We start from the raw sequence: 22,712 nt of genomic DNA on the forward strand, positions 1-22,712 counted from the left end.
AGCCAGCTGAAAACCCATTGGATGACCCAGAAGCTGCAAGTCAGTTGGGCGGGCGTTTAAGTACGCTGACTAACGATCAACTCACGATTGTGTCGCAACATCCACGCCCAGAAACAATCGTCGCCAGCGATACGGTGATCGAACTGCAGTGCAACCGCCATCTGGATCGAGCGCAGATACAATCTTTGGGCTCAGACCTGTTTGAGGTCTACCAAAATGGCGTCAAACAAGCCGGATTCGTGTCCTTGTTAACGACGCGCGATGGTTCCTTGCTCAAATTCGCGCCATTGACGGAATGGCAGGACGGTAAGCGGTATCGGGTTAAATTGTCGGGCGCTGTGCGTGACAATCAAGGTGTGGCGCTGGGTAGCGATTTTGACTTCCGATTCCATGCAGACGCCAATGCACAACCAGCTTTGAGCGAAGTACGTCCACCGTTTGCCAGCTGGCGTGGCGGCGCCGAGGTCACCCTGGTTGGTGACAATTTTGACTTACAGACCGAGGTGTTGGTTGGTGCCAACCCGATTGATTCAGCGCAGATACTCTCTGTTTCAAAGAACCAGTTACGATTCCGTTTGCCAGCTCTAGAGGCTTCCCCGGACGATAATGTCCTGATGGGTGTCGAAGTGCGAAATGGAAAGCTGTCTGCCAGCTTGCGTGCTGCATTCAGCTACATTGCCGACCCGATCATTGAACAGGCTGGTGCTTACAACGCCGAAACTGGTGAATTCGACGCTGACCAGACGCATTTCCGTTTCAATGGACGTGACCGAGTTGCAATCCAGGGTGTTGGTTTTAGCGAGCAAACACAGGTGTATATCAACGGCGTCCTCGCAAGCGGAGTGCGCTTAGAAGGCCCTAATCTGATCAGCTTTGAATTGCCAGTCGACACGATCGGTGAACTTGTCATCACCGTATCGAATCACGAAGACGGTGTAGACCTATATACCAACACCAGTTTGTCGATTGGCTTGGAGGCCGAAGATCAATGGCACGGTGTAACCAAGCTGTTCCGTACCGATCGCTTTCTCATACTGACAGAGTCTGAGTCAGATGGCGACGTTTGGCGGCTAACCACCACGCAAGATTCATTGCTGCCATTGACTCTATCGAGTGGCAATCGCCCTGGCACTATCACGAGCGCATCGATCAGCGGCCACTATATGGCGCTTCTGAGTCACAATAATGGCGCACAAATCACCGTGTATGACATCAGCAATGTGTATGCACCGGAAATCGTCAATAGTTTCGAAAACCCGTCGCGTTTGGCACTCACCGAGATTCACTTATCTGGCAATGTGTTGATGGCGCGTGCTGGCAATGCTTTGGTGAGCGGACATGTGCTCGGTGATCATTTGGCGACACAAGAGTTTGCGTTCCCCGTCGTTGATATCGCATTTGATGATACGGGTGCGTATGTGCTCGATGATACGGAGGTGGCGTTCTACGCCATACCAAATCTGGATCAGCGCGCTGCTAGCTACGCGCACACCGTTTTTGCCGCTGAGCAAGTACTCATCGATGGGCAACGACTGGCGATTCGGTCGGATCAAGAGTTCGAGTTGGTCGATCTCGTGCGCCTGAGGGCCAATAGTACTCAAGCCCTGATTGGCAAGGCATTTGTGTCGCATGAAGCAGCGCAACTCAATGGCGAACTCCTCGGATTGGTCAATCAGAGTGGCGAACTGACGGTCTATGACATTAATCGGTTCGGTCAGGAATTGTCACTCAAGCCACTGACGCTCTTCTCGCCAGGACTGTCAGACAGCGCACCACAACTGGCATTCCGTAATGACCTACTGGAATGGGTGAGTGCGGGGCAGGTGTACAGCAATATCTCGCTGCCGTTTAATAATCTAGTTGGACTTAGTCCAGATAGACTCAGTGCCAGTACACAACCTATAAAGCTCGAAATCAGCGGCGACTCCGACAATTGGCAGACCGTCGTGGTCGATGTGGTTCCAGCGTCAACCGGGGTACGTTTGCCTGGTTATCAACATGTGGTTGGACGAGATCTGGTGTTTGAGGTTTTCGGAGCAGAATACAACCTAGGTGAGTCTTACTCAGTGTCGCTCGCGGTGCCACCGATTCAGCCGATCGTTGGTGCTGAAGTTGAACTGGATTTACCGTGGACACTCGGCACTGCGCCGTTGTTTGACAATTCGAATGCGCATCTGCAAGACATCAACCCTGCAAACAGCATCACCGGCCGAAGTATCGATTATTCAGTACGTGGGCAGGCACTGCATAAGGTAACTGAGTTACGGTTAGGTGGCGATAGCGTTCCGGTGGCCGAGCTGACCGTGGAAGCAAATGGCGAAGGGCTAGCATTTACCAACACCCAAACCGAACCGGGTTATAAGTCACTGCAAATTGACCAAGGTGACTTTGCTGCCGTCTCTACTTTGCCAGCAGCCGTCTTGATTTCTCAAGCCATCGACGTGCAGGCGGTAGTGACCTCCAATTCAGTGAACGCTCAGTCATTAAGCGACAGTGGTGGCGATCAAATAGAGGTCGCAGGCCTCGGGTTAGATGGTGATATTCAAGTACACCTCGTTCCGTATCAAGGTGGTGTGCCCGTGTCGGCTGCCAACCGAATTGCACATCGCTATGTCACTGGCAACCTGGTGATTGGGCCAACACCACAGGTGCTCCCAAACCAGCTATATCAGTTGGTGATCATTCGAGAAGCCACTGAGGAACATGTTGCCCTGACGTCGCCGTACCTGCTGACTGGTGTTGACGATACCGCGCCCAAGCGAGCTGGGGCGGTACAGACTCTGGGGCGTGGTAGACCCTTAGTGATCGCCTACAATGAGCCGGTGACTGCCACCGAGTTCTTGGTGACTAAAACATTTAATGATTATTCCGAGCAAGAAGATCAAGATGTATCGGGTCGATTCGAGCTGATTAATCTCACACCGACCACGCTGAGTTTAAGGCTGAAGACAGGCGCGACACTGGAAGACAACGCCAGTTATGCTGTTTCGCTGAGCAATATACGTGACGTCGCAGGTAACCTCGCCGTTGATGTTGGTGATGGTGCTGGTCAGTATCGAGATACCTACGTCGCACGTGACACCTTAGCACCAATTACGCCGCGAATTCTGGTCAAACGAGCGGGTATCTTCACACCCGTGGATCCGGCAACTGAGTTGACGAAAGGTCGATCTTATACTTTCAAACTCGAGGCCGCAGATAACTATCAACCAGACGACGCGCTGAATTACAGTGCAAAGTATTCGACTCGCTTCAGTACTGATCTTGGTCGATCCATCGCAATCAAAAAACAGCAGTTTACGCAGTTAATGGGCGCAGACTTCGAGCACTTTAAACTGGATCTGGTCGTGGCAGACCTGACCGGGAATAAATTACTTGAGTCAGTTATCATCGAATTGCGAGACCCTGAGATTGAAGTCGAAACATTCACGACTAATCCGGTGGAGCCTGAGGAGTCGACGCGCGTTGTCCTAAATGTCGATCTTGGCAAAGACACGGATATGGTCAATACCGTGCACCTTGGCGTGGCGCAAATTCAAAACGGCTTGATGCACGATGTAGTCGACACCTATGACCCAGTAACAGGCACCTTGAGCGGTTCTTTTCTGAATCCCAAAATCCGTGATTTACCATCCTTACCGGGTGACCCCGTGCCATACCCGATGACTGCGAAGGTGGAAGTCGAGTTCGGGGTAGGTTACTTCGCTTCGTTTGATCTGCCTTATCTGTTGGCTTTGGATAAGACCCCACCGAGTCTATCGATTGTGTCACCCGAAGACGGCGATTATGTGGCGATTGGAGAGCGCACCGATGTTCTGATCAAGTCGTTCGACAAATACGGCATTGATCGTGTCGAGGTGTCTCGAGATGGTGTTAACTTCACCGTACTGGAGGATCCAAATCGCTACAGCTTTGTGCCAACTGTTGAAGACAGTCAGTCAGGTGTGGAGATTTGGGTGCGCGCCTTTGATTCAAACCAGAATCAGAGCAGCGTTGAACAAATCAAGGTGTATCCATACGACGCCGAGTCAGGGGCCCCGAAGGTGGCCATTATCGCGCCGCAGAACGGCACGCATTTTTACGAAAATGAAACTGTTGAGTTCGACATCCAGATGCGAAATGTGCTGGAGGCTGAGCTGTTGTTTGATATCGGCGGCATTGAAGCTGCACCAGAAACAGCAATTCGCATCAGCCGTAGTGCGGACCAGCCTGAGCGCCAGATTGTGCAAGCACAGCTTCCTTCGGTAGACGAGAGTATTGTGGTGATCGCACGTGTTCAGAGCGGCAATCTGCGCGGATTTAGCTATCTGAATGTGGCAGATGATGGCGGAATCTCCGAGTCTGTGACCATCGAATCAATTCCAGACCAACGCGTGCTGAGCGGCAGCTTGCTGCAGGTGGACGTGCCTGTGCCTGCGGACATGGCGGATTTTTCAGCGAACTCCTCAGTGCGGGTAGATGACCCTGTTGGTGATAACTTGACCGCATCTGGTTCATTCGGTGCGTCGTTCTGGAGTCAGGTATCGACTCTCGGTGATCACCTCGATATCACTGCAGAGTTACGAGATCGATCGGCCAATGCGCGGTTTGAAAGTAAGCGACTGGAAAAACTCAGTTACTTTGATTCGACACCAGCGAGCACGATGTTTACTGCCGAGGTTGGCGAGCAAATCGACTTTATCGTGGCGATGCCGGATTCGGCTAGCTCGGGTCGCTTTATTGCCGGCATCAACAACAAGGCTGGTGGCTACCGTATTGCCTCAGAAGCCGCGACCATTGCGGCATCAACTACTGGCACGCTGTTAGATCTAGTTGATACCGGTACTGGCCTGGTGTCCGTGGTGGTCCAGGACGGCGTAAGCTTACTGGAATATCGACGTCGATCTGGGAACACATTCGCGGCACCGATTGTTAGCCCGCTCGCTGGCGAGTTTCTTGCGGCTGCTGGTTCGTCGGTGTGGCTCGCGTATGGCAATACTGTTGGCTTGAAGCTTGCTGGTGACACTGATTTTGTTCCTGCCATTGCGCACGGTATGTCAGAACCGCTGCGTGCGGCGGCGGCACATGGCCAGGATTTGTTAATCTTGACTGAGAGCGGCATCACGCGCTTGAGTTTGGTGGTCGATGACGAACCAAAACTCGACGTAACCGACTTCGTTGCCTTACCGGATCAGCGAGGCTTGAGTGTGTCAGGTGCCACAGTGGTAACGTGGGATGATGCAACCGTGACCACACACACGCTGCTTGAAGACGGCTCCTTGGTAAGTTCCACACCGGCAGCGCATTCCGGCACGGTGAACGCAGTAGTGAGTGATGGCGATTTGATCTGGTTGCAGTCCGCAGCGCAACAGGGTGATTGGTGGCACGCATACTTGAATGGCGAATTGGTTGGCGTACAGCGAGCCGAGCAGGGCGATACAGTACGCGCGGTATCGCCAGGTGGGCTGTTAGCACGCTCTACTCACAACGGCGTAGATCAGATTGTACTGCACACCCTGGATACCACGGCTGAGGCCAGTGCGACCCCAAGCATCAATGCAACACACGACATCGTTACACACGGTGTCAGGATTAAGGTTGAGCCACTTGGCTTCCCATTCGGCGTTACCGCGCTGTGGTTCACTGACCAAGATGGTCGCGCTCTGCCAGCCAAACCCGTGTGGCAGCAAGGGCAGGTGTCCTACCAGATTGACAATCTTCATCTGGCGGCTGTGTCGAATGTGCAGGTGTTTGCCGCAGATCATCACGCGCAAGCTTCAGCGATATTGCCGATCTCAAGTGCGAGCCACGTTGACGTTGAATCGACTAACTGGGCGCCAACAGGGGTACTGACGCAGAGCGCGGACGCACCGATTGTCGTGGTCTACGGTGATACAGCACGAATTATCGACGAGTCGCTGACCCAGTCTGGAACAAGTGTCGAGCTGGTGAGCGATACCAATGGGCATGCCTTTGGTTGGACTGACATTGTGAATCCCGTTTCTGAAGCGGTGATCTTACAAATGAATCAAACAAGTCAACCGGCATTGGTCGCAAATGTGACCACCAATGCTGTTCCAGACGCTGACTTACGAATCCTTGAACCACAGAATAACAATACGTTTGAGGAGGGCGCGCGTGTTGCTGTGGCGTACCAGTCCAGCGGCCCCGCCTCAAGCGAATATCGTTATACCCGCATCGCACTCACGGACTTTAATGGAAATCTCATTACCTCAGTACTGACGTCTGCACCAAATGGTGAGTTGCAAATTCAATTACCGGCGGTACAACAGCTTGATACTTACTATTTGCGGATTCGCAATTATTATGGCCAGGAGCTGAACTTCCTAGAACGAGAAGTCGGTCTACGCATCACACCGAGATTGAGTGTGCCCGCGCCGAGTTTGATTGGGCTCTCGAGTGAGGTGTTTGCAGGCAGTACACTCGATCTCATGTTGGATCCGAGTGTCGTTAGTGCTGCTTCGGGTGTGTCTATTGAAGTCTATGACGATCAAGGCACGCTGTTGTTTGCAGGAAACGAGTTACTTAGCTTTGTTGTTCCGCAGGGTACGGCGTTCCTCACGGTAGTGACAACCGTGCGAGACGAGTTTGGCAATCAGCGTCGAACTGAACAGCGAGTGAACGTGGTCTCTGGGTTTGAACCCGCGCTGACCACCCAAAACGCATTGGACTATGACCATATTTTGCCACGACCAGCTGGTGCCTGGTTGGCGCAAGGCCGCTTACTGCTCGACGAGAACGGACACCAGTTGGCAGAGTTGGATGCCGATATTACCGCCCTCGCCAACTTGACAGATCGGTTGCTGGTCGCGCTGTCCGACCAACAGCTGGTGGTGCTTGATCCGGTAGAAAACTACCAAGTTGTCGGCAACTATCGTCACAGTGCGCGCGTGGTCGAGCTGGTGACCTTCGGTGATCGTATTCTGGCGCGCGATATTGGCGGCAATGTGTCGGCCTTCAACAGTTCCGGTAACGAATTGAGCCCACAGGGGCTACGTTTGCGGACCAGTGCAACGCGAACCACCGCATTCGAACAAACATCTAACGCGATTCAATTGCTCAATTCCAGCTCGGGTTTTGCTGTCTTGTTCGAAGACAACCTGAGTGAGTTTGATCTTGAATTTACCACCGCGCAGTCAGTTAGTTATGAAGTCGCCGATGCGGTCGCTGCGGTTGAGAAGGGCGGGCGTTTTCTTGTGGTTAGTCGCAACCAAACCATCTTTAGTATTCAATCTGGCCAAAGCGCACGCCAATTTGATCTCGGTGTTAATCTTGACTGGCTGCACACCTACGGGCGCTACCTGCTCGGCCTCAATGACACACAACTCGTGTTTATTGACGCGCTTAATCCTGCCTCTCCGGTACGCGTCGGCGTCTACCCAATCAGTGGCTTGCCAGAGCGACAGTCGGCTGATTTAGTCGATGGTCGAATTGAGTTTGGCGGTGACGCAGGGCAAGCGTTACTCATGTCACGCGCTGCGCAGCCAATTACCACATTGTATGCGGATTCCAATGCACGGGGCTTTACGCAAGATGTGGCGATCCACAATGGTTTGGTGGTCGCGGCTGCGAGTGAGTTCGGTGCACAGATTATCCAGACAGCAAACGGCAGCTGGCAGTCGAGCCACTATCCGCAGCAAGCCTATACACTCGCTAGCCACCTCAGTGCGATTGATGATCAGCGACTGTATCTCGCGCAACAAGACCGTCGAGTCGTTGAAGCAGTAAGTTTATCTAGCACAACACCTCGCCAGGCTACGCAGCCGAACGTTGTCTTCAGTGGATTGGTTGCGACTCAGCTTGCACTCACCCAACGATTTGTGGTGGCAGCGGCGGCGAATCAGCTTTATATCGCAGATAAACAAAACCTAAATGCCACCGGCACGATCACGTTGCCGAATAATGCACAGGTCAAAGATCTCGTGGTGTTCGGCGACTCCGTGTTTGTAGCCACGTTGTCCAATACACTACTGCGCTATGAGTTGACTTCACTGCCGATCGTGCCTGAGTTAGTTGCGCCTAAAACCTTATTAAACGGTGGTGGTTCAATTGATGCACTCGCGACTTCAGGTGATTTTCTATTCTTTGCCTCCGATGGCGTGTTGCACAGGCTTGGTTTGAACGATGATACGGATGCCACCTTGTCGCTCAATGACTCGGTTGGCGTGTTCGATTTCGTTTATGGTGATGGTTTAGTCTGGCTTGCAGACCGCACCAGCACCGCCGTTCGCTTGCGCGCGATCGATGTGACCAGTTGGCAATTCTTGCCAGACGCATCGATCTCTCTGAATCAAGCGGTCACCAGTCTGGCTTACCATGCCGGGACGTTAGCCGTTGCCACAGGTAGCCAAGGTGTGAGCATCTATCAGATCGACAGCGCTGAAGCTTCCACTAACGCGGCAACGGTCGCTCCGCGCGCAGATAAAATAGTGGTGCAAGGCGACTACCTGTCATTGTCTATCGCCGACCCCGTGGGCACAGTGGCTGCCGAGTATTTGATTAACGACACGCTGGTGGTGAGCTCGGACCAGTCACCCTTTGCGAGTCGTATACTGGTGCCTGCGAACCTACGCAATGGCCAACCGTTTACCGTGCGTACACGTATTGAAATGCCCGATGGTCGACTCGTTACCTCTGAGCCACGCCAGGTATTGCTCCAGGGCGAAGACCTGCCGGTGAACAGTTTCCGCGTCAATATCACGCACCCGGTCACCGATGTGCCGACCTTTACACCGAAACCTCTCGAAATTCGTGCACAAGTCAGTAATTCAACACAGCCGGTGTATCAAGTTGAATACTATGAGGCAGACAACGCTGATGGTCCATTTCGCATCATTGGCAAGCATTACGGTCCAGAGTACGTCATCTTTCGTGAGTATGACGAAGCTGATTCCGGCAAATTCTTGCAGGTTCGCGCGATCGATGTGTTCGGCAATGTGACCAGTTCAACCCCGATCGCCATCGAGCGACGTTCAGACACGCAATTGCCCGTCATCACACCCTTTACCATTGAGGGGCCGCTGATGCCTGGTGGCCAAATAGTAGAACGACATGACTTTATGATCGCAAGCCATGTCTCAGATGCACAGAGCAGTATCGACTCGGCTATTTTGACGCGCAACGGGGTAGTCGTTGCCGCCGTATTCGAGGATGGACCACTCCGTTTTACGGAAACGACGGCACAGCGCGATCAGGTATTGAATTACACATTGACCGTCCGCGATAACGCTGGAAATCAGGACTCAATTACTCGGTCGTACACCATTATTGAGGACACCAAACCAAGCCTGTCCGAGCTTGTGATATCGCCACAACCCGTGTTGGAGCGTGGACAGTTCAATGTGCGCTTCCGAGCAGAGGACCAAGTAGCCATCGCTGCGGCAGAGGTTATTTGGAACGGTTTTACCACTAATGTGCCAGTAAGCAGTTCGCAGAATGGGCCGGTATCGCTCAATCTCACTGCTCAGATGCGTGACCGACGCGCCAGTCGACTACCGGCCTTGCAGTCGCAGACGGCGGTGATAGCGGTTATTGATGACTTAGGACAACGTTCAGAAGCAGTGATCGACGTTGATGTGACGCCTGACTTGCCGCCGATCGCTGACAACCTTGCAGTCGACTACAACGCCAACGACTTTTACGGTAATTCGTTCATGGTGAGTTTGTCTCAAGTTCGTGCATCGAATGATGGTGATGATCCCGTCAAGCTCGAAATTATTGAAGCATCACCGCAAGCTGGTAAACGCATTGTGGCGGCCGAGGTTGTTGCATTAGATCAGACTACGGCGCTCAGTTTCCGCCTGCCTAACGAAGAAATACCAGATGATGAATATCGCTTTCGCGTGCGAATTACGGATCATTTAGGTCAAACCGATGAAACCGCGTTGCACAAGGTTGCGCTGACGCGTGTGCCGAATGAGCTTCGATTCTATAAAGCGGGCGACCAGACGGAGTTCAATCCGATCGCAGTTAGTGTGGACGCCAACCCGGTCTACCAAGTCGAGGTATTAGATAATGCAGGTCGCCGTGTGCCCAATCAGGTGCTCGAATGGAGTTTGACCCCGGTCGGTTCAGGTCAGCGTGTGGTACTCGCACAAACCAGCAGCGACTTACATGGTCTGAGTTCGATCAACCTCGATCCACGCCGAATAACGGGCCTTTATACTTTGTCGGCCACACTTGTGAATCGAGATCACATTACTGTGGCACGGCGTATTCGCATCGATAGTGGTATTACCACTCGCTTTGAATTGAATGCCGATACCAGCGTGAAAGCGGGCGGTCACACTGAAATATCTGTTCGAGCACTGGATCGTGGTGGCAATCTTGTGGTGCACGACTCCGAGTCTGAGCTAGAGATCCAAGTTCCGTATCCGGGATTCAATTTTGGATTCGCGAATTACACGCGCGTGAGCCTGTTGCCAACAGGTGGTGAGAAGGCCATTTTACAGATGCAACACGGTGAAGCTCGTATTCCACTGTCAGTCGCTCGCATTGCTGGCACGTATGATGTTGAGCTTCTACCCGATAACGGCCTTGAGACCTTGATTCCGACCCCACAAGGCCATGCGGTGAGTTCACAGTTACCCATTACGGTGACAGCAGCCGATGCATTTCAAGTTCAGTTAACTGCGACTGGTCAAACCAATCACGAATTCGGCGAAGCGGGGCAATTGGAAGCTGGTGAGTCGGTCCAAGTGAATGCGCAGATACTGGACCAGTATTTCAACCCAGTGACAACGTTCAACCACTTGGTGGAGCCGGTTGACGCAAACCTTGGCTTACAGCTCTCGGTCGACGGCAATGCAGTGCTGAGCAACAGCACGTTGAGCACAGCTCAAGGCAACGGGTTTGTTGAGCTGAGTAATAACTTAGCCGAATCTGTGCGTGTTTCCATCGACGGTGTGACGGGTAGCAATGTGCCGACGACGCTGGTCGAATTCGGCTCGCTCGAGGTTGAATTCGCTAAACGAAAACCGGCGATAATCCATCAGCAGTTTATCAAAGCGATCAACAGCGAAATTACGCCGCTGGAACTCACATACTCTGAGCCAGTGTTAAATTTGATCGACAGCGGTAATGTCATCGCAGCGTTAACGTCGGATGGTCAGCCAGTGCTGGGCACGTTTGATACTGGTGTGGACCCTGTCACAGTCGCAGCTTTCACGCCTGATCAACCGTTTGAGTTAGGGAAGTGTGTTTCAGCAAATACTTCTGGCTCGTTGTGGCGCGGCGCCGCAGTGGATGATCCGGTATTGGTGCAAGACATTGATGTGTGTATGTACCAAAGTCTATTGTCGATTCCAGAGCAGTTAAGTGTGCTGGAAGGCACCACCACTACGGTTGAAATTCAGTTGCCGAGTGATTCCAGTGGTGTGTTGAGCGGCCAGATGTCGGCCAGCAGAATCGTGGCCACGGAGCCACTTGAGTTCACCGATGTGGTGACATACCCAATTACTGCGTCGACCGTCAGTATTGATGTGCCTGTGCATACTGATTCAGGTCTAGCAGACGGTCAGCCTTTGGCGATAACGATTGACGATCTGCAGCGCGATGGTCAGCCGCTGACAGTTGGCAATGCCTTATGGTTGCGCGTGTTACAGGTGAATGGCGATTACGATGAAGACGGTCTACCAAATGGCCTTGAGTTTAGCTTGCCTAGATACGATCCAGCCAATGCGGATTCAGACGGTGACGGCATTCCTGATGGTGAAGAAGATCTCGATAATGACGGTCTTACCAATATAGAAGAACTCGAAGCTGGTACAGAGTTGGATGTTGTTGACAGTGACGGCGACGGATTGAGTGACATTGATGAAGTACGCCGTTATGGTTCTGATCCAACCGAAGGCGACTCGGATTTTGACGGTATTTCTGATTTTATCGAGGCGATTTCAGAATCGGATCCAATGGATCCAAGTGAACGTAATATCGATCCGTTCTTTGTCACCGCGATCACGGTTGCGCCAACCGAGATCACGCATGCACTGGGGCAAAATAATGATACGACGCAAGTTACCGTGTCAGCGACGTTCGAGGCGTTGGGTCGCGTCGAACTGGTGAATATTACCGACCTCGACGAGCTGGTTGAGTATCAATCGTCAGATCCTCAGGTGCTCACCGCTGCCGGGGGCGGCGAACTCAGCTTTACCGGTGAGGGCAGTGCTGAATTGACTGTGGTCTTTATCGAGAACCCAGTGCTCAATGCGTTGATACCAATTTCAGTGACTGCGCCGGCCATCGTACTGCCCGACGAGTATGGGTTTGTTAAGCCTACTGACGGTGCGGTAATCGGCTTCAATCCAACTGATCTGGTGTTGGTGTTTGATAATTCTGCTGTCACCTCGAGTGACGCCGCTCTAACTACTTGTGACGGTGAAAGTGAACCAGAATGTCAAGCAGGCAGTATCTTAGATGCACAAAAAGCCGCTGCACTGGCATTGCTGGATGAGATCAATCTCAGCACCACCAAGATTGGCATCATGGCGGTGGCCGATGGGGCGAATGAGTTGCAGGAACTCACACACGATCGCGTTGCTTTGGAACAAGCTATTGCGTCGATCAGCACCGCAGATGAGGAGAATTTGACAACGTTGGATGCGCGTGTCGCGGGCGCAGTTGAGATGTTGTCTGGGCCAGGTTCACGTTTCTACGCAACACCTATGATGTTGATAATGACAACGCCTGGGATCGTCGGCGACACTCCACCTTTAGGTTTTGAGCCAGACTCGGAAATTCCTCCTAGGCTTGATGCTAATCCGATGACCAAGGCGCGCGAGTCCGGCATCGCTATCAACATCGCAGTTTTGGGACATGCTGAACTCAATGTATTTGAACTCTATGATGAGGAGTACCGCATCAGGAATCATATTTGGTTGCCGTACTACGATGAGCTCTGTGCGACCGAGAATCCACCAATGTACGAATGTGATCTTGACGAACCGGTCAATGGACCGTTGGCATATGTGCAAGACGAATTGCCAGCGTTGCCTGTGGGCTTCATACAGGCCTATGAATCGGCTCATACCCTGGTCGAGCGCCTGCCTGATTTGATCCTCTTAGATCAGAGCGGTTTTGAGGTTATTGCCAGCAAACCACATGCGGACTCTGATACGACCCATACTTTCAAAGCCGAGATAGGCTACGAATACGTCGAATTGGACGTGTCAGCAGAAGGTAATGGCTACTTTATGAACCTGCCTTTCGAACAGTCAAACAACGGCATCCAAGCTTACGTGTGGACGGAATTTGAAGCAGGCTATTTCGATATAAGTACACAACTACTGCCAACAAAAACATTGCCGTTGCTGCAATCTGCGGACTTCGATGGAGCTCTAGAAGAAGGCGTATCGATTACGCTCAATGCGCGGCATCTGGCTCAGATTGCGAATAATGAGCCATCCAGGTCTGGTTCAGGCATTGCGAGTACCGAGCTGTATGTCGACGGCCAATTGGTAGCAATCGACGCAATTGACAAATTCAGCCTGCAGTTCACTTTGCCTGCTAGTGCTGGGTTGTGGTCCGAAGTATACGTAATCTCAGATGGCGTGCGCAGTAATTCGGTATTGTTGTCATACAACAACATTCCGTTATCTGATGGTGCGCAGATTTTGTTTCCTAGTGCAGAAACATTACATATCAGCGGCGCCGCGGACCTGGTTATTTTTATCGACAACTTGCAGCAACATAACGCTGATTTAGATGCGCAAATAGACGCGGTATACACGCTGTTGGAAACGGTGGATTTAACGCGCTATCAGGTTGCGATTGGCTTGTCAGCACATCAAATTGATATTGGTGATGGCTACTATCGAACCGGGCCGGGGATTTTGTTGCCACTGACAAGCAGCGAGCCCGCGATTTTAGCCGCGCTGGACGATATTCAAACCGTCGAGGACTACGGTGATACGCCTAATATTGAGAATTACCTTGAAGCTGCCTACAACGAACTGGCTAGTGAACGCAGCAACCCCTCGGCGACCCCCGTCTTACTGGGGATACAAGGAAACTATGACAGCTCGGATTGGAGCAAGTCTACGTTGTCGTTAATTTCAGAAGCCTACGCGCACCCAATCAGTTCGATGTCGTTGGCAGACAAAGCTCTGGATGCGGGCATGATCGTCAATTTGTTTGGTTATGGGGAGGAACCGGATAGCTGCTGTTCAAGCGGACCGACGATGGCAGACTACGAACAGTTAAGTCGCGTCTCTGGTGGTATTTATCAACGGGTTTTCGACAGCGATGAGTTGACCTCGGTGTTTACTCGCTCGCTGGTGTTTTCTGACGTCAACAGCTTAGACGTTGTTGTTGCTAAAGCTGAGGCGGATGCCGAGGTAAGTAAGACAGTTAACATGAGCCTATTTAGTGATCGGTTTGGGATAAATTTGATATCCCAATCACCAATAAGTACTCAATCAGAGGGCCGGGTACACAGTACAACTATAGATCTTACGATGAGTGAAAATCACCGTTCAGCGAAGATTGAATTTGAAGGAAAAATGGCCAGTGTATCTATCGCGCCATCGATCAACAGTCCACAGCTCACGGGCTTATATTTCGATAGCCTTGATTCAGGCAGCCGAATGACTGTGCTAGGTCGGCACCTTGATCCAAACGATACCGAATTTGTGTTTAATGGCGCGCCCGTTTTCGAGTTTGAGCGTACAAAGTTCGGTATTGAATTTCAGTTGCCGTCGACGGTATCGGGCGTTGTTGAACTCTACGCCGTCGTCAACGGCACGCCGACTAATAGTCTATATATAAACGACACCGACAGCGACGGCGATGGTATTGCCGACGTTGATGAAGCCTTCTGGGGCACTAATCCCAATTTAGCAGATACTGATTTTGACGGCATCTCGGACGCTGTCGAGATTCAGAATGGTACCGATCCCACACTTGCTGACACCGACTTTGACGGCCTGATTGACAATGCGGACACGATCAACGAATGGCTATTTTTTGTTCATGGCATAAAGCCAACCGACACGAGAATGGACGAAGATGTTGGTCGTATGGTTGCTAACGCAGGTGATGTTGATGGCGACGATATTGACGACTTTCTCGTGTTCCTCCGACAGATAAGCTACGGTGAGATATTGGAGGAGGTAGTTAAGGTTGTATCAGGTGATACAGGCGCTACCATTCGACGGCACGTTGCCGATTCAAATTGGAATGGGTTTGGTGATGCTGGCGGGAATGTTGGCGACTTGAATGGCGATGGTCATGATGAGTACATGATATCGGAGTCCGATTACTATCATTCTGAACTGGGCAATGTGGGCCGGTTAATCGTGTATTCGGGAATTGATGGCAGTGAGTATTATTCGTTCCTAGGCATCGCAGACGACGATAATTTTGGTGCAGCGATTGCGGGGAATACAGATGTTAACGGTGACGGTGTCAACGACATCATCGTCGGCGCGCCGCAAACGTATAACTACACCTATGGCGAACAGGGTTACGTGCGCGTATTCTCTGGCGCTGATGGCAGTTTGCTGCACCATATTGATGGTCGTTTATCGCATCAGCGGTTCGGCTTTTCAGTGACTGGCCTCGATGATCAAAATGGCGATGGTTATGGCGAGGTAGTGGTTGGCGATCCGTATGCAGATGGCGGTGTTGAGATCGGGAGCGTGGGCCGAGTTGATATATTCTCCGGAGCGGATGCGAACTTACTGTCGACGCTTGATCCCATTCCGCTCGGCGTGGATCCGAATTCGGTCGACCGTTATCAAATTCAATCGAGTAATTTCGGATGGAATGTTTCGTCAGTTGGCGATCTAAATGGCGATTCAGTGAGTGACTTGCTTGTGTCTGGTGTGAGACAGCGCAATGACGAGGGCAGTCGTGTCGGTGCAGTGAGTGCCTATTCCGTTGCTGAGGGTACGCGAGTTGACCTATACACCATCTTTGGTGAGGAAGGAACGGATCAGTTTGGTATTGCCTTGGATACCCTTGGCGACCAGAACGGCGATGGAATAGAAGATTTTGTGGTTGGCGTTCCGTATCGAAGTAACGAGGAAACAGGCCGCGCTTTACCGCCGGCGGTGCAGGTCTTCTCGGGAGTAAACGGCAAGAAACTCATCACGCTGGAATCACAACTTGATTCACAATTTGGAATTGCGATTGCTGCGCTCAGTGATTCTAATTCTGATCTGTTAGCAGACTTTGTGGTTGGCGCGCCAGGCTTTAATTCTCATCGTGAGGACACCGGGGCAGCGGTCGTGTTCTCGCTCGGTGGTGACTGGGATGGCGATGGTTTCGCTAACCTAGATGATCCGTTCCCAATGCAATATACCAATGTGGGAGATGACACAGATGGTGATTTATTATCCGATCTTGTAGAACACGCGCTTGGTACAGATCCTTCAAAAAGAGATTCCGATTATGATGGTTTGAACGATGGTGTTGAGGTCAATACGCATTTCACCAATCCGCTGCATCCAGACACAGACCTGGATAATATCGATGACTACGCGGAAGTATTACAAGGCACCGACCCGAATGATCCGGTATCAAAACCAATTGAGCTGCCGACGTCATGGTTAGAAGTTCGATCCGGGAGCAAATCGTTCGGTTTTGCGGGATCGCTCGCACGCATTGCAGACCTTGATTCGGATGCAGTGGATGATTTACTCGTCAGCGACTTAAATGCGGGGGTTGTGCGTGCTTATTCCGTAGGCGCTCGAAGCTTGTTATACGAAGTTAACGCAGCGGCAATAAATACATCTTTACGGCAGTTTGGTGCGTCAATTACCGTCATTAATGACCTAAACAATGATGGCATTCAGGAAGTTGTTGTTGGCAGTTCTCGGACCGAGGATGGCGATGGTTATTCTGTCGGCGCGGTTTCCGTATTATCTGGTGTCGATGGTGCCGAGATCTACACCGTATTTGGCGACCGGCCTTCAGATCTAGGTAGCAGCACCTTGTTCGGTGAAACTGTCGTAAATGCAGGCGATCTCAATGGTGACCAAGTAGACGATATCGCCATCGCTGCATCTGGCGAAACGTATGACTTCGACTCACCACCGATCGGAACGGTGACACTATTGTCGGGTGTGGATGGCACATTGATTCACCAGTTCCTAACAAGCGAAGATATTTCGTATGGCAAGGCATTGGCTGCTTTAGCTGATGTCAATGGAGATGGCGTTCCAGATATTGCCCTGCAAAATCGCTTCAGCAACTCAGTGCGTCTTGTGTCCGGGAGTGATTTTAGTGTTATCCGCGCAGTAAGCGGTGGCTTTGATAGCGCGTTTGGTGAGTCAATCGATAGTGCCGGAGACCTCAACGGCGATTCCGTTAACGACCTGATCGTTGGTGACTATTATGGTTGGGACGGCGAGGGCACAGTTGGCGTCTATTCGGGGGCTGACGGTGTAGAGATCCGAACCACGGGTAGTTACGACAGCCAAGCTGGTTCGATTGTCACAAATCTGGGCGACCTTGATGGTGATGGGGTCGCTGATTATGGCACCTCCGGGCGCCGTTCAAGCACCGTCTTCACGATTTCGGGTGCAACCGGAGTATTAATCCATACAATACCGGGTCCCCAAGATTACGGCTCTCAAAGTCCGGCGCCAACGTTATCTCCCATTGGTGACATCGATGATGACGGCTATAACGACTTTGTGATCGGGTACTATGGTCACGATTTATTGAGCGTGGTTTCCAGCAATGGTGATTGGGATGGTGATGGTGTTGGTGCCTTGTCCGACCCAACACCGCTGCCAGAGTCCTCAACGTTTCCTCCGTTTTAACTTATGAAAAATATGCGAGCTACATTTATTCTATCTGTTTGTTGTCTGGCGCTGCTTAGCGCGTGCAATCAACAAAATTTTGAAACCGACGACAGTCAATTCCAGGCCTACCTTAAGGTAAAACGTGTGTCACCGGACGATGAGCAACGGGTTGCACGTTATCGCGCGGAGTTTGAGCGCCGGGCTGCGTTGGCCAATGCCATTTACGACGATGACGGGCTGGACCGAGAACTCTTGGATGCAGAAGTTGCGGAGTTCCGCAAAGAACTGCTTATCAGTCGATACTTCGAACAGTACCTCAATGAGTCGGTTACCGAAGCGGGTATTCAAAACTATTACTCTGAAAATATTGATCAATATAAGTCTCGCAAAGCTAAGGTCTCACACATCCTGTTTCGTACTAATCCGCGCATGGATAAAACCGAGCGCGATGTAGTGCTTACCAAAGCGACTGAGGCATATAGCCGCGTCAACGCTGGTGAAGCGTTTGAGGAAGTTGCCAAAGCAGTATCAGAAGACGCCATCTCTGCAACCAAAGGTGGAGACCTTGGTTGGATCAATGAAGGCGCTGTGTCAGCCACGTTTTCTGACAAAGTTTTTAATATGCAAGCTGGTGAAATCAGTGAACCGTTTCTGACCGAGTTTGGCTTTCATGTCATCAAAGTCACTGAACCCGCGCAAGAAGTCACACGTTCACTCGATAGCCTCAAAGGAGACATTCGCTACCAATTACGCAATAAAACCAAACAAGCTGAAACCGAGCGCTTACTGAAAGAAGCCGGGTATCAGGCACCGGAGCCTGCTGACTCATGAATGTGTTCCGATTCATGGTAGTGCTGATAACACTAAGTGCACTTGGTGCTTGCGGTAGCGATTCGGTAAATGAGAACGCGCCGGCTGATATGGCTGATTCAACCAATCCGGTTTTGGCGACGGTGAATGGTGAGGCGATTACGCAGGCGGATGTGGATTTTATGCTGACGCGATTGTTCGGCAACCCCACAGCACCTGCCATCACGGACTCAGTGAAAGAAAAGGCCTTGCAAAGCTTGATTGCCTCGAGCGCCATGCGGCAAGTCGTGGATAAAACACTCAGCACAGAGCGCAAAACAGATCTGGCCCAACGAGTACGTGCGTTTGAAGAGGAGTTGTATGTCAAAGAATACCTCTCGGTGCACGCCAAACCAATGCCGATTGATTCAATCCGCATCCAAGATTACTACGACCGAAACCCGACTAAATTTGGTGGTGGTGACGAACACCTAATTACGATGTTGTCGCTTACTAAGCAAGCTGGTGACGCCGAACGAAATCAATTTATTGCGTTGAGTGACGAGTTAAAAAAGCAACAAGATTGGGCGTCGTACGCGAAGAGCAGCTCGCTCAATCTGCGATATCAAGAGGTCACACTCAGACCAGGATTAATGGATGCGACCATCGAACAGGTGGTGACCGGGTTGAAGCCTGGCAACGCGTCCGATGTCTTCTTTAGTCTTGGAAAACCTTATATCGTTCGTCTCACGTCGGTGCGCTCAATACCACCTAAGCCGCTGGCCGAAGTACGCGATGAAATCCGCAAAATTCTCGGCGCAGAGCAGATGCGCACGCTGGTGAAACGAGCTTCTGAGCAAGCTCTTGAATCTGCGGAAGTCGTGCGCGAAGGACAATAGGAGACCAGGGACTGTGTTGAAGATCTGCCACAAACTTGCGAAGTGCTTTCTGGTTGTTGTACTGATGATAGCGGTCGTGGCACGCATCAGTGTTGCGCAAACCACCGGTGCATACGTTTGTTTGTACTCTCAAGCGGATTTTAATGGCGAAGAATATTGCACCACCACCAATACAGGCTTTGTACCGCTCAGAGTGGAGACGCGGTCGGTGCGTGTCGCCCCTAGGTATCAAGCACGCCTTTTCAAATTGCCATTTTACTTGGGTGAGAGCACTGACCTGCAGCGCAATACGGCTGATTTTACTAAGTGGGCTGGCACCGTTCGTTCAATCAGAATCAGTGAAAAGCCGCAAACAGTCGCACATATCGTTCCCATGTTGCACTTGCTACTGGGTGAAGATATTGATCCCAATGATTGGGATGGTGATGGCTTCTCCAATGAGTTGGAAGACGAATATGGAACGGATCCGCGTGACCCGAACAGCACGCCACCTGATATCGATGGCGACAAAATACCCGATGATGTTGATCCAGATCGAGATGGCGACGGCGTGGACAATGACGTTGAAGTTGATAACAGTACCGACCCAAATGACCCCAATGACTATCCGGACCTAGTTGATCCGGTCTTGACTGTAGAGAACTCGACGCCGCTACTCAGCGCCGATTCCATGCTGATTATTCGCGGCCATGCCATTGACCCCATGAAGCTGACTTCTGGGTTCAAAGAGGTAACGGTCAAGTCCAGTCGCTTTGCAGACAATGTATTTCGCGGCAATCGCAATGAAACCACGGGTGATTTTGAGATAGAAGTGCCGCTGGCGCTCGGCTTAAACGAATTGAATGTGGTTGCTAGTGACAATTGGGGTAACAGAGTATCAATTACCTTGCAGGTGACTCGTCAAACTGTCCCAACCTTTGAAAACTTGCTGCCAGTAAATGGCACTGTTACCACCGAAGCCACTGTCGATATCAGTGGTGTAGTCCGCACCTCGTTTTTACCGACTGACTTCGTACTCGAGGTGAATGAGTCGCGCGTCGATGTATCTGCTACGAGTGAGCCTGGCGTGTACGCCTTTGATTTTGAGAACCTTCAACTCGAGGTTGGTGAAAATAGATTTCACTTGCTTTTAAGTAGTCAACTCGGTGGGGTTGAGCAAACCTTATTGGTCCGCTATTTACCAGAGATCGGGGATGAAATTCGTCCGCCAATCATCAGCGGTGTCAGCCCGCCCAACGGCGCTGTACTCAATACGCCCTCATTCACCATCGTCGCGAATCTGGAGAGTTTGGCCGGCCCGCTGTCAGTCACCCTAGATGGTGCGTCACTGCTGGACCGAAACCTCGGTCGAAGTACCTACACCTTAAGTGAAGAGCTCACATTCGGCGGCGGTCAGGCGCAACTTACTACCACAATCGAAGCGGAAGACGCCCTTGGAAAACTCACCACGCAGACGTTGGCTTATTATCTTGATATGAGCGGGCCGACGATCACATTAGATCAGCCGTACCTGTCCGATGGAGTCCAAAATCAAGTGACACAATCAAACCTCACGTTGAGCGGGGTCATTCGGGACGACAATTTGAGTGGCGTTTTAGTTAATGATCAATCACTCACGCTCACGCCCGGCAATGCGCCAGGTGAATACCGGTTTGAATTAACCGTGCCGGTTGGCGGTAGTACACCGGTTCCGGTAGCATTTAATGCCTATGATCGCAGTGGTAACACCACCGTGGTCGAGTACGTATTCATCAACACCTCGCCCGCCCAAATTTCGGCACTGCTTCCTGGACCCGATACCACGGTCGTGGCCCGCGAAGGTTTTGCGTTGGTGCAGATCGTGGCTCAGTTAACTGGGCAGGTCGCCGATCTTGATGCATTTGTGTATCTAAGCAGCGATACGTCAAGCCAACAACCCATGAGTGTTAGCGGTGATCGCGCCAGCACCGAGCTGTCCGTGCCTGATACAGCAGAGCAACAAACGATTGTTTACGAGCTTCGCGACGCCGCTGGAAATGTGGTTGGTTCTGATTCGCGTGTGCTGAACGTACAACGATTCGAAGACATTCCGGTCGAGTTGGTCAGAATTGAACCAGCGAATAACCAACGCCATGTTGAACCGAATTCGCCCATCGAAGTGTATTTTAATCGTGCGATCGACCCAACACTGTTGGAGGTGACTGTGCGAGAGACCTTTAACGGCAAAACCTATCTCAATGCGGATGCCTTGGGAGAGGACTTCATTTACGCCCAAGGTTATGTCCTATCTGATGTAAACCGTAATTTGGAGACGGTAACAGGGCAGACCGACATGGTACCCGGCAACACCAGTGCAGTCTTCAGCGCATCTCGATATTTCGCGTACGATGCGGATCTCTTCGTTGAAGTCAAATACGACAACCAGAGTCTTTCGCGCTCGCGGTTTAAGGTTCGTGAGTTGCCGACGTTCGTTAACGGCAGCGTGTCAGACCAATTCGGTCAACCGCTCAAGGGCATCAGTGTCAGCCTGCTCGAGCTAGCGCGCTCTACGACCACGAATGGCGATGGCGGCTTTACCTTTGGGTACCAAGAGTCCGGAGATCAAACATTGCCGGGTGGAAGCTATACATTAGTTGTCAACGATGAGTTTGGTAACCCGCGGTTTGGCACTATTCGAACGACTATTCACTTACAGCCAAACCGGATCAATCCGCTCTCCAAATACACCTTACAGGAACTGGATAGAAATGTACCGTTCGCCAATCTTAATTCAGGTGCTGCCAACACATTGCTCGATGGTGACTTGCTGATTGATCTGTCGGAAGCACGCTTGATATTCCCCAATTCACGTACCGCTGGGCCGGTACACGCACAGTTTTTACCGTTTGAACATCTTGGTGTCGGGACGTATCAATCCGCAATGCCGCACTGGCTGTACAGTATTCAACCCAAAGGTATCTCGGTGGAAGGAAACATCGCACTCAATGTAGCAATGCCACGGCTACGCGGTTCCTATGACTATATTAATCTCGATGTGTATCAGCATGTTGTCTTACTAGGTTATTCAGGTACACGCCAGATTGTGGAACCTATTGGCGTTGGGCGGATTGAGAACTACCGAGTCACTAGTGTTGGTAAGGTTCACGCTGAGTCGCTCGATTATTTGGGCTATGCAATCGTGGTGCCTGACTTATTAGATGAGTTAGGAGAATATGCCAATGGTCAGATTTCAATTGAACAATTAAAGGCTGCTCTACAAACACAGACAGCGAATGGAAATTAGTTACACGTGCACATC

Annotated in this window: 4 protein-coding genes (1 of these 4 cut by a window edge); all 4 read left to right on the forward strand. The window is 51.4% G+C overall.

What is annotated here, in order from left to right:
* A protein-coding gene (locus tag IE055_RS05060) for an Ig-like domain-containing protein (protein WP_189398884.1) crosses the window boundary here: on the forward strand, positions 1-17,765 show its 3' end. 20,608 nt of this gene lie to the left of the window's left edge; 17,765 of the gene's 38,373 nt are visible here — the last part of the coding sequence; its start codon lies beyond the left edge, outside the window; it ends in the stop codon at positions 17,763-17,765.
* Positions 17,766-17,768: 3 nt separating this feature from the next.
* Entirely contained in the window at positions 17,769-18,578 is an 810-nt protein-coding gene (locus IE055_RS05065; protein ID WP_189398885.1) for a peptidylprolyl isomerase, read from the forward strand.
* Positions 18,579-18,667: 89 nt separating this feature from the next.
* Positions 18,668-19,435, forward strand: a complete 768-nt coding sequence (locus IE055_RS05070) for a peptidylprolyl isomerase (RefSeq protein WP_189398886.1) — start codon at positions 18,668-18,670, stop codon at positions 19,433-19,435.
* Positions 19,436-19,511: 76 nt separating this feature from the next.
* On the forward strand, positions 19,512-22,697 hold the full coding sequence (locus IE055_RS05075; RefSeq protein WP_189398887.1) for a carboxypeptidase regulatory-like domain-containing protein: 3,186 nt from the start codon (positions 19,512-19,514) through the stop codon (positions 22,695-22,697).
* Positions 22,698-22,712: the final 15 nt, after the last annotated feature.

Origin of the sequence: Arenicella chitinivorans (assembly GCF_014651515.1) — a bacterium.
Classification (GTDB): domain Bacteria; phylum Pseudomonadota; class Gammaproteobacteria; order Arenicellales; family Arenicellaceae; genus Arenicella; species Arenicella chitinivorans.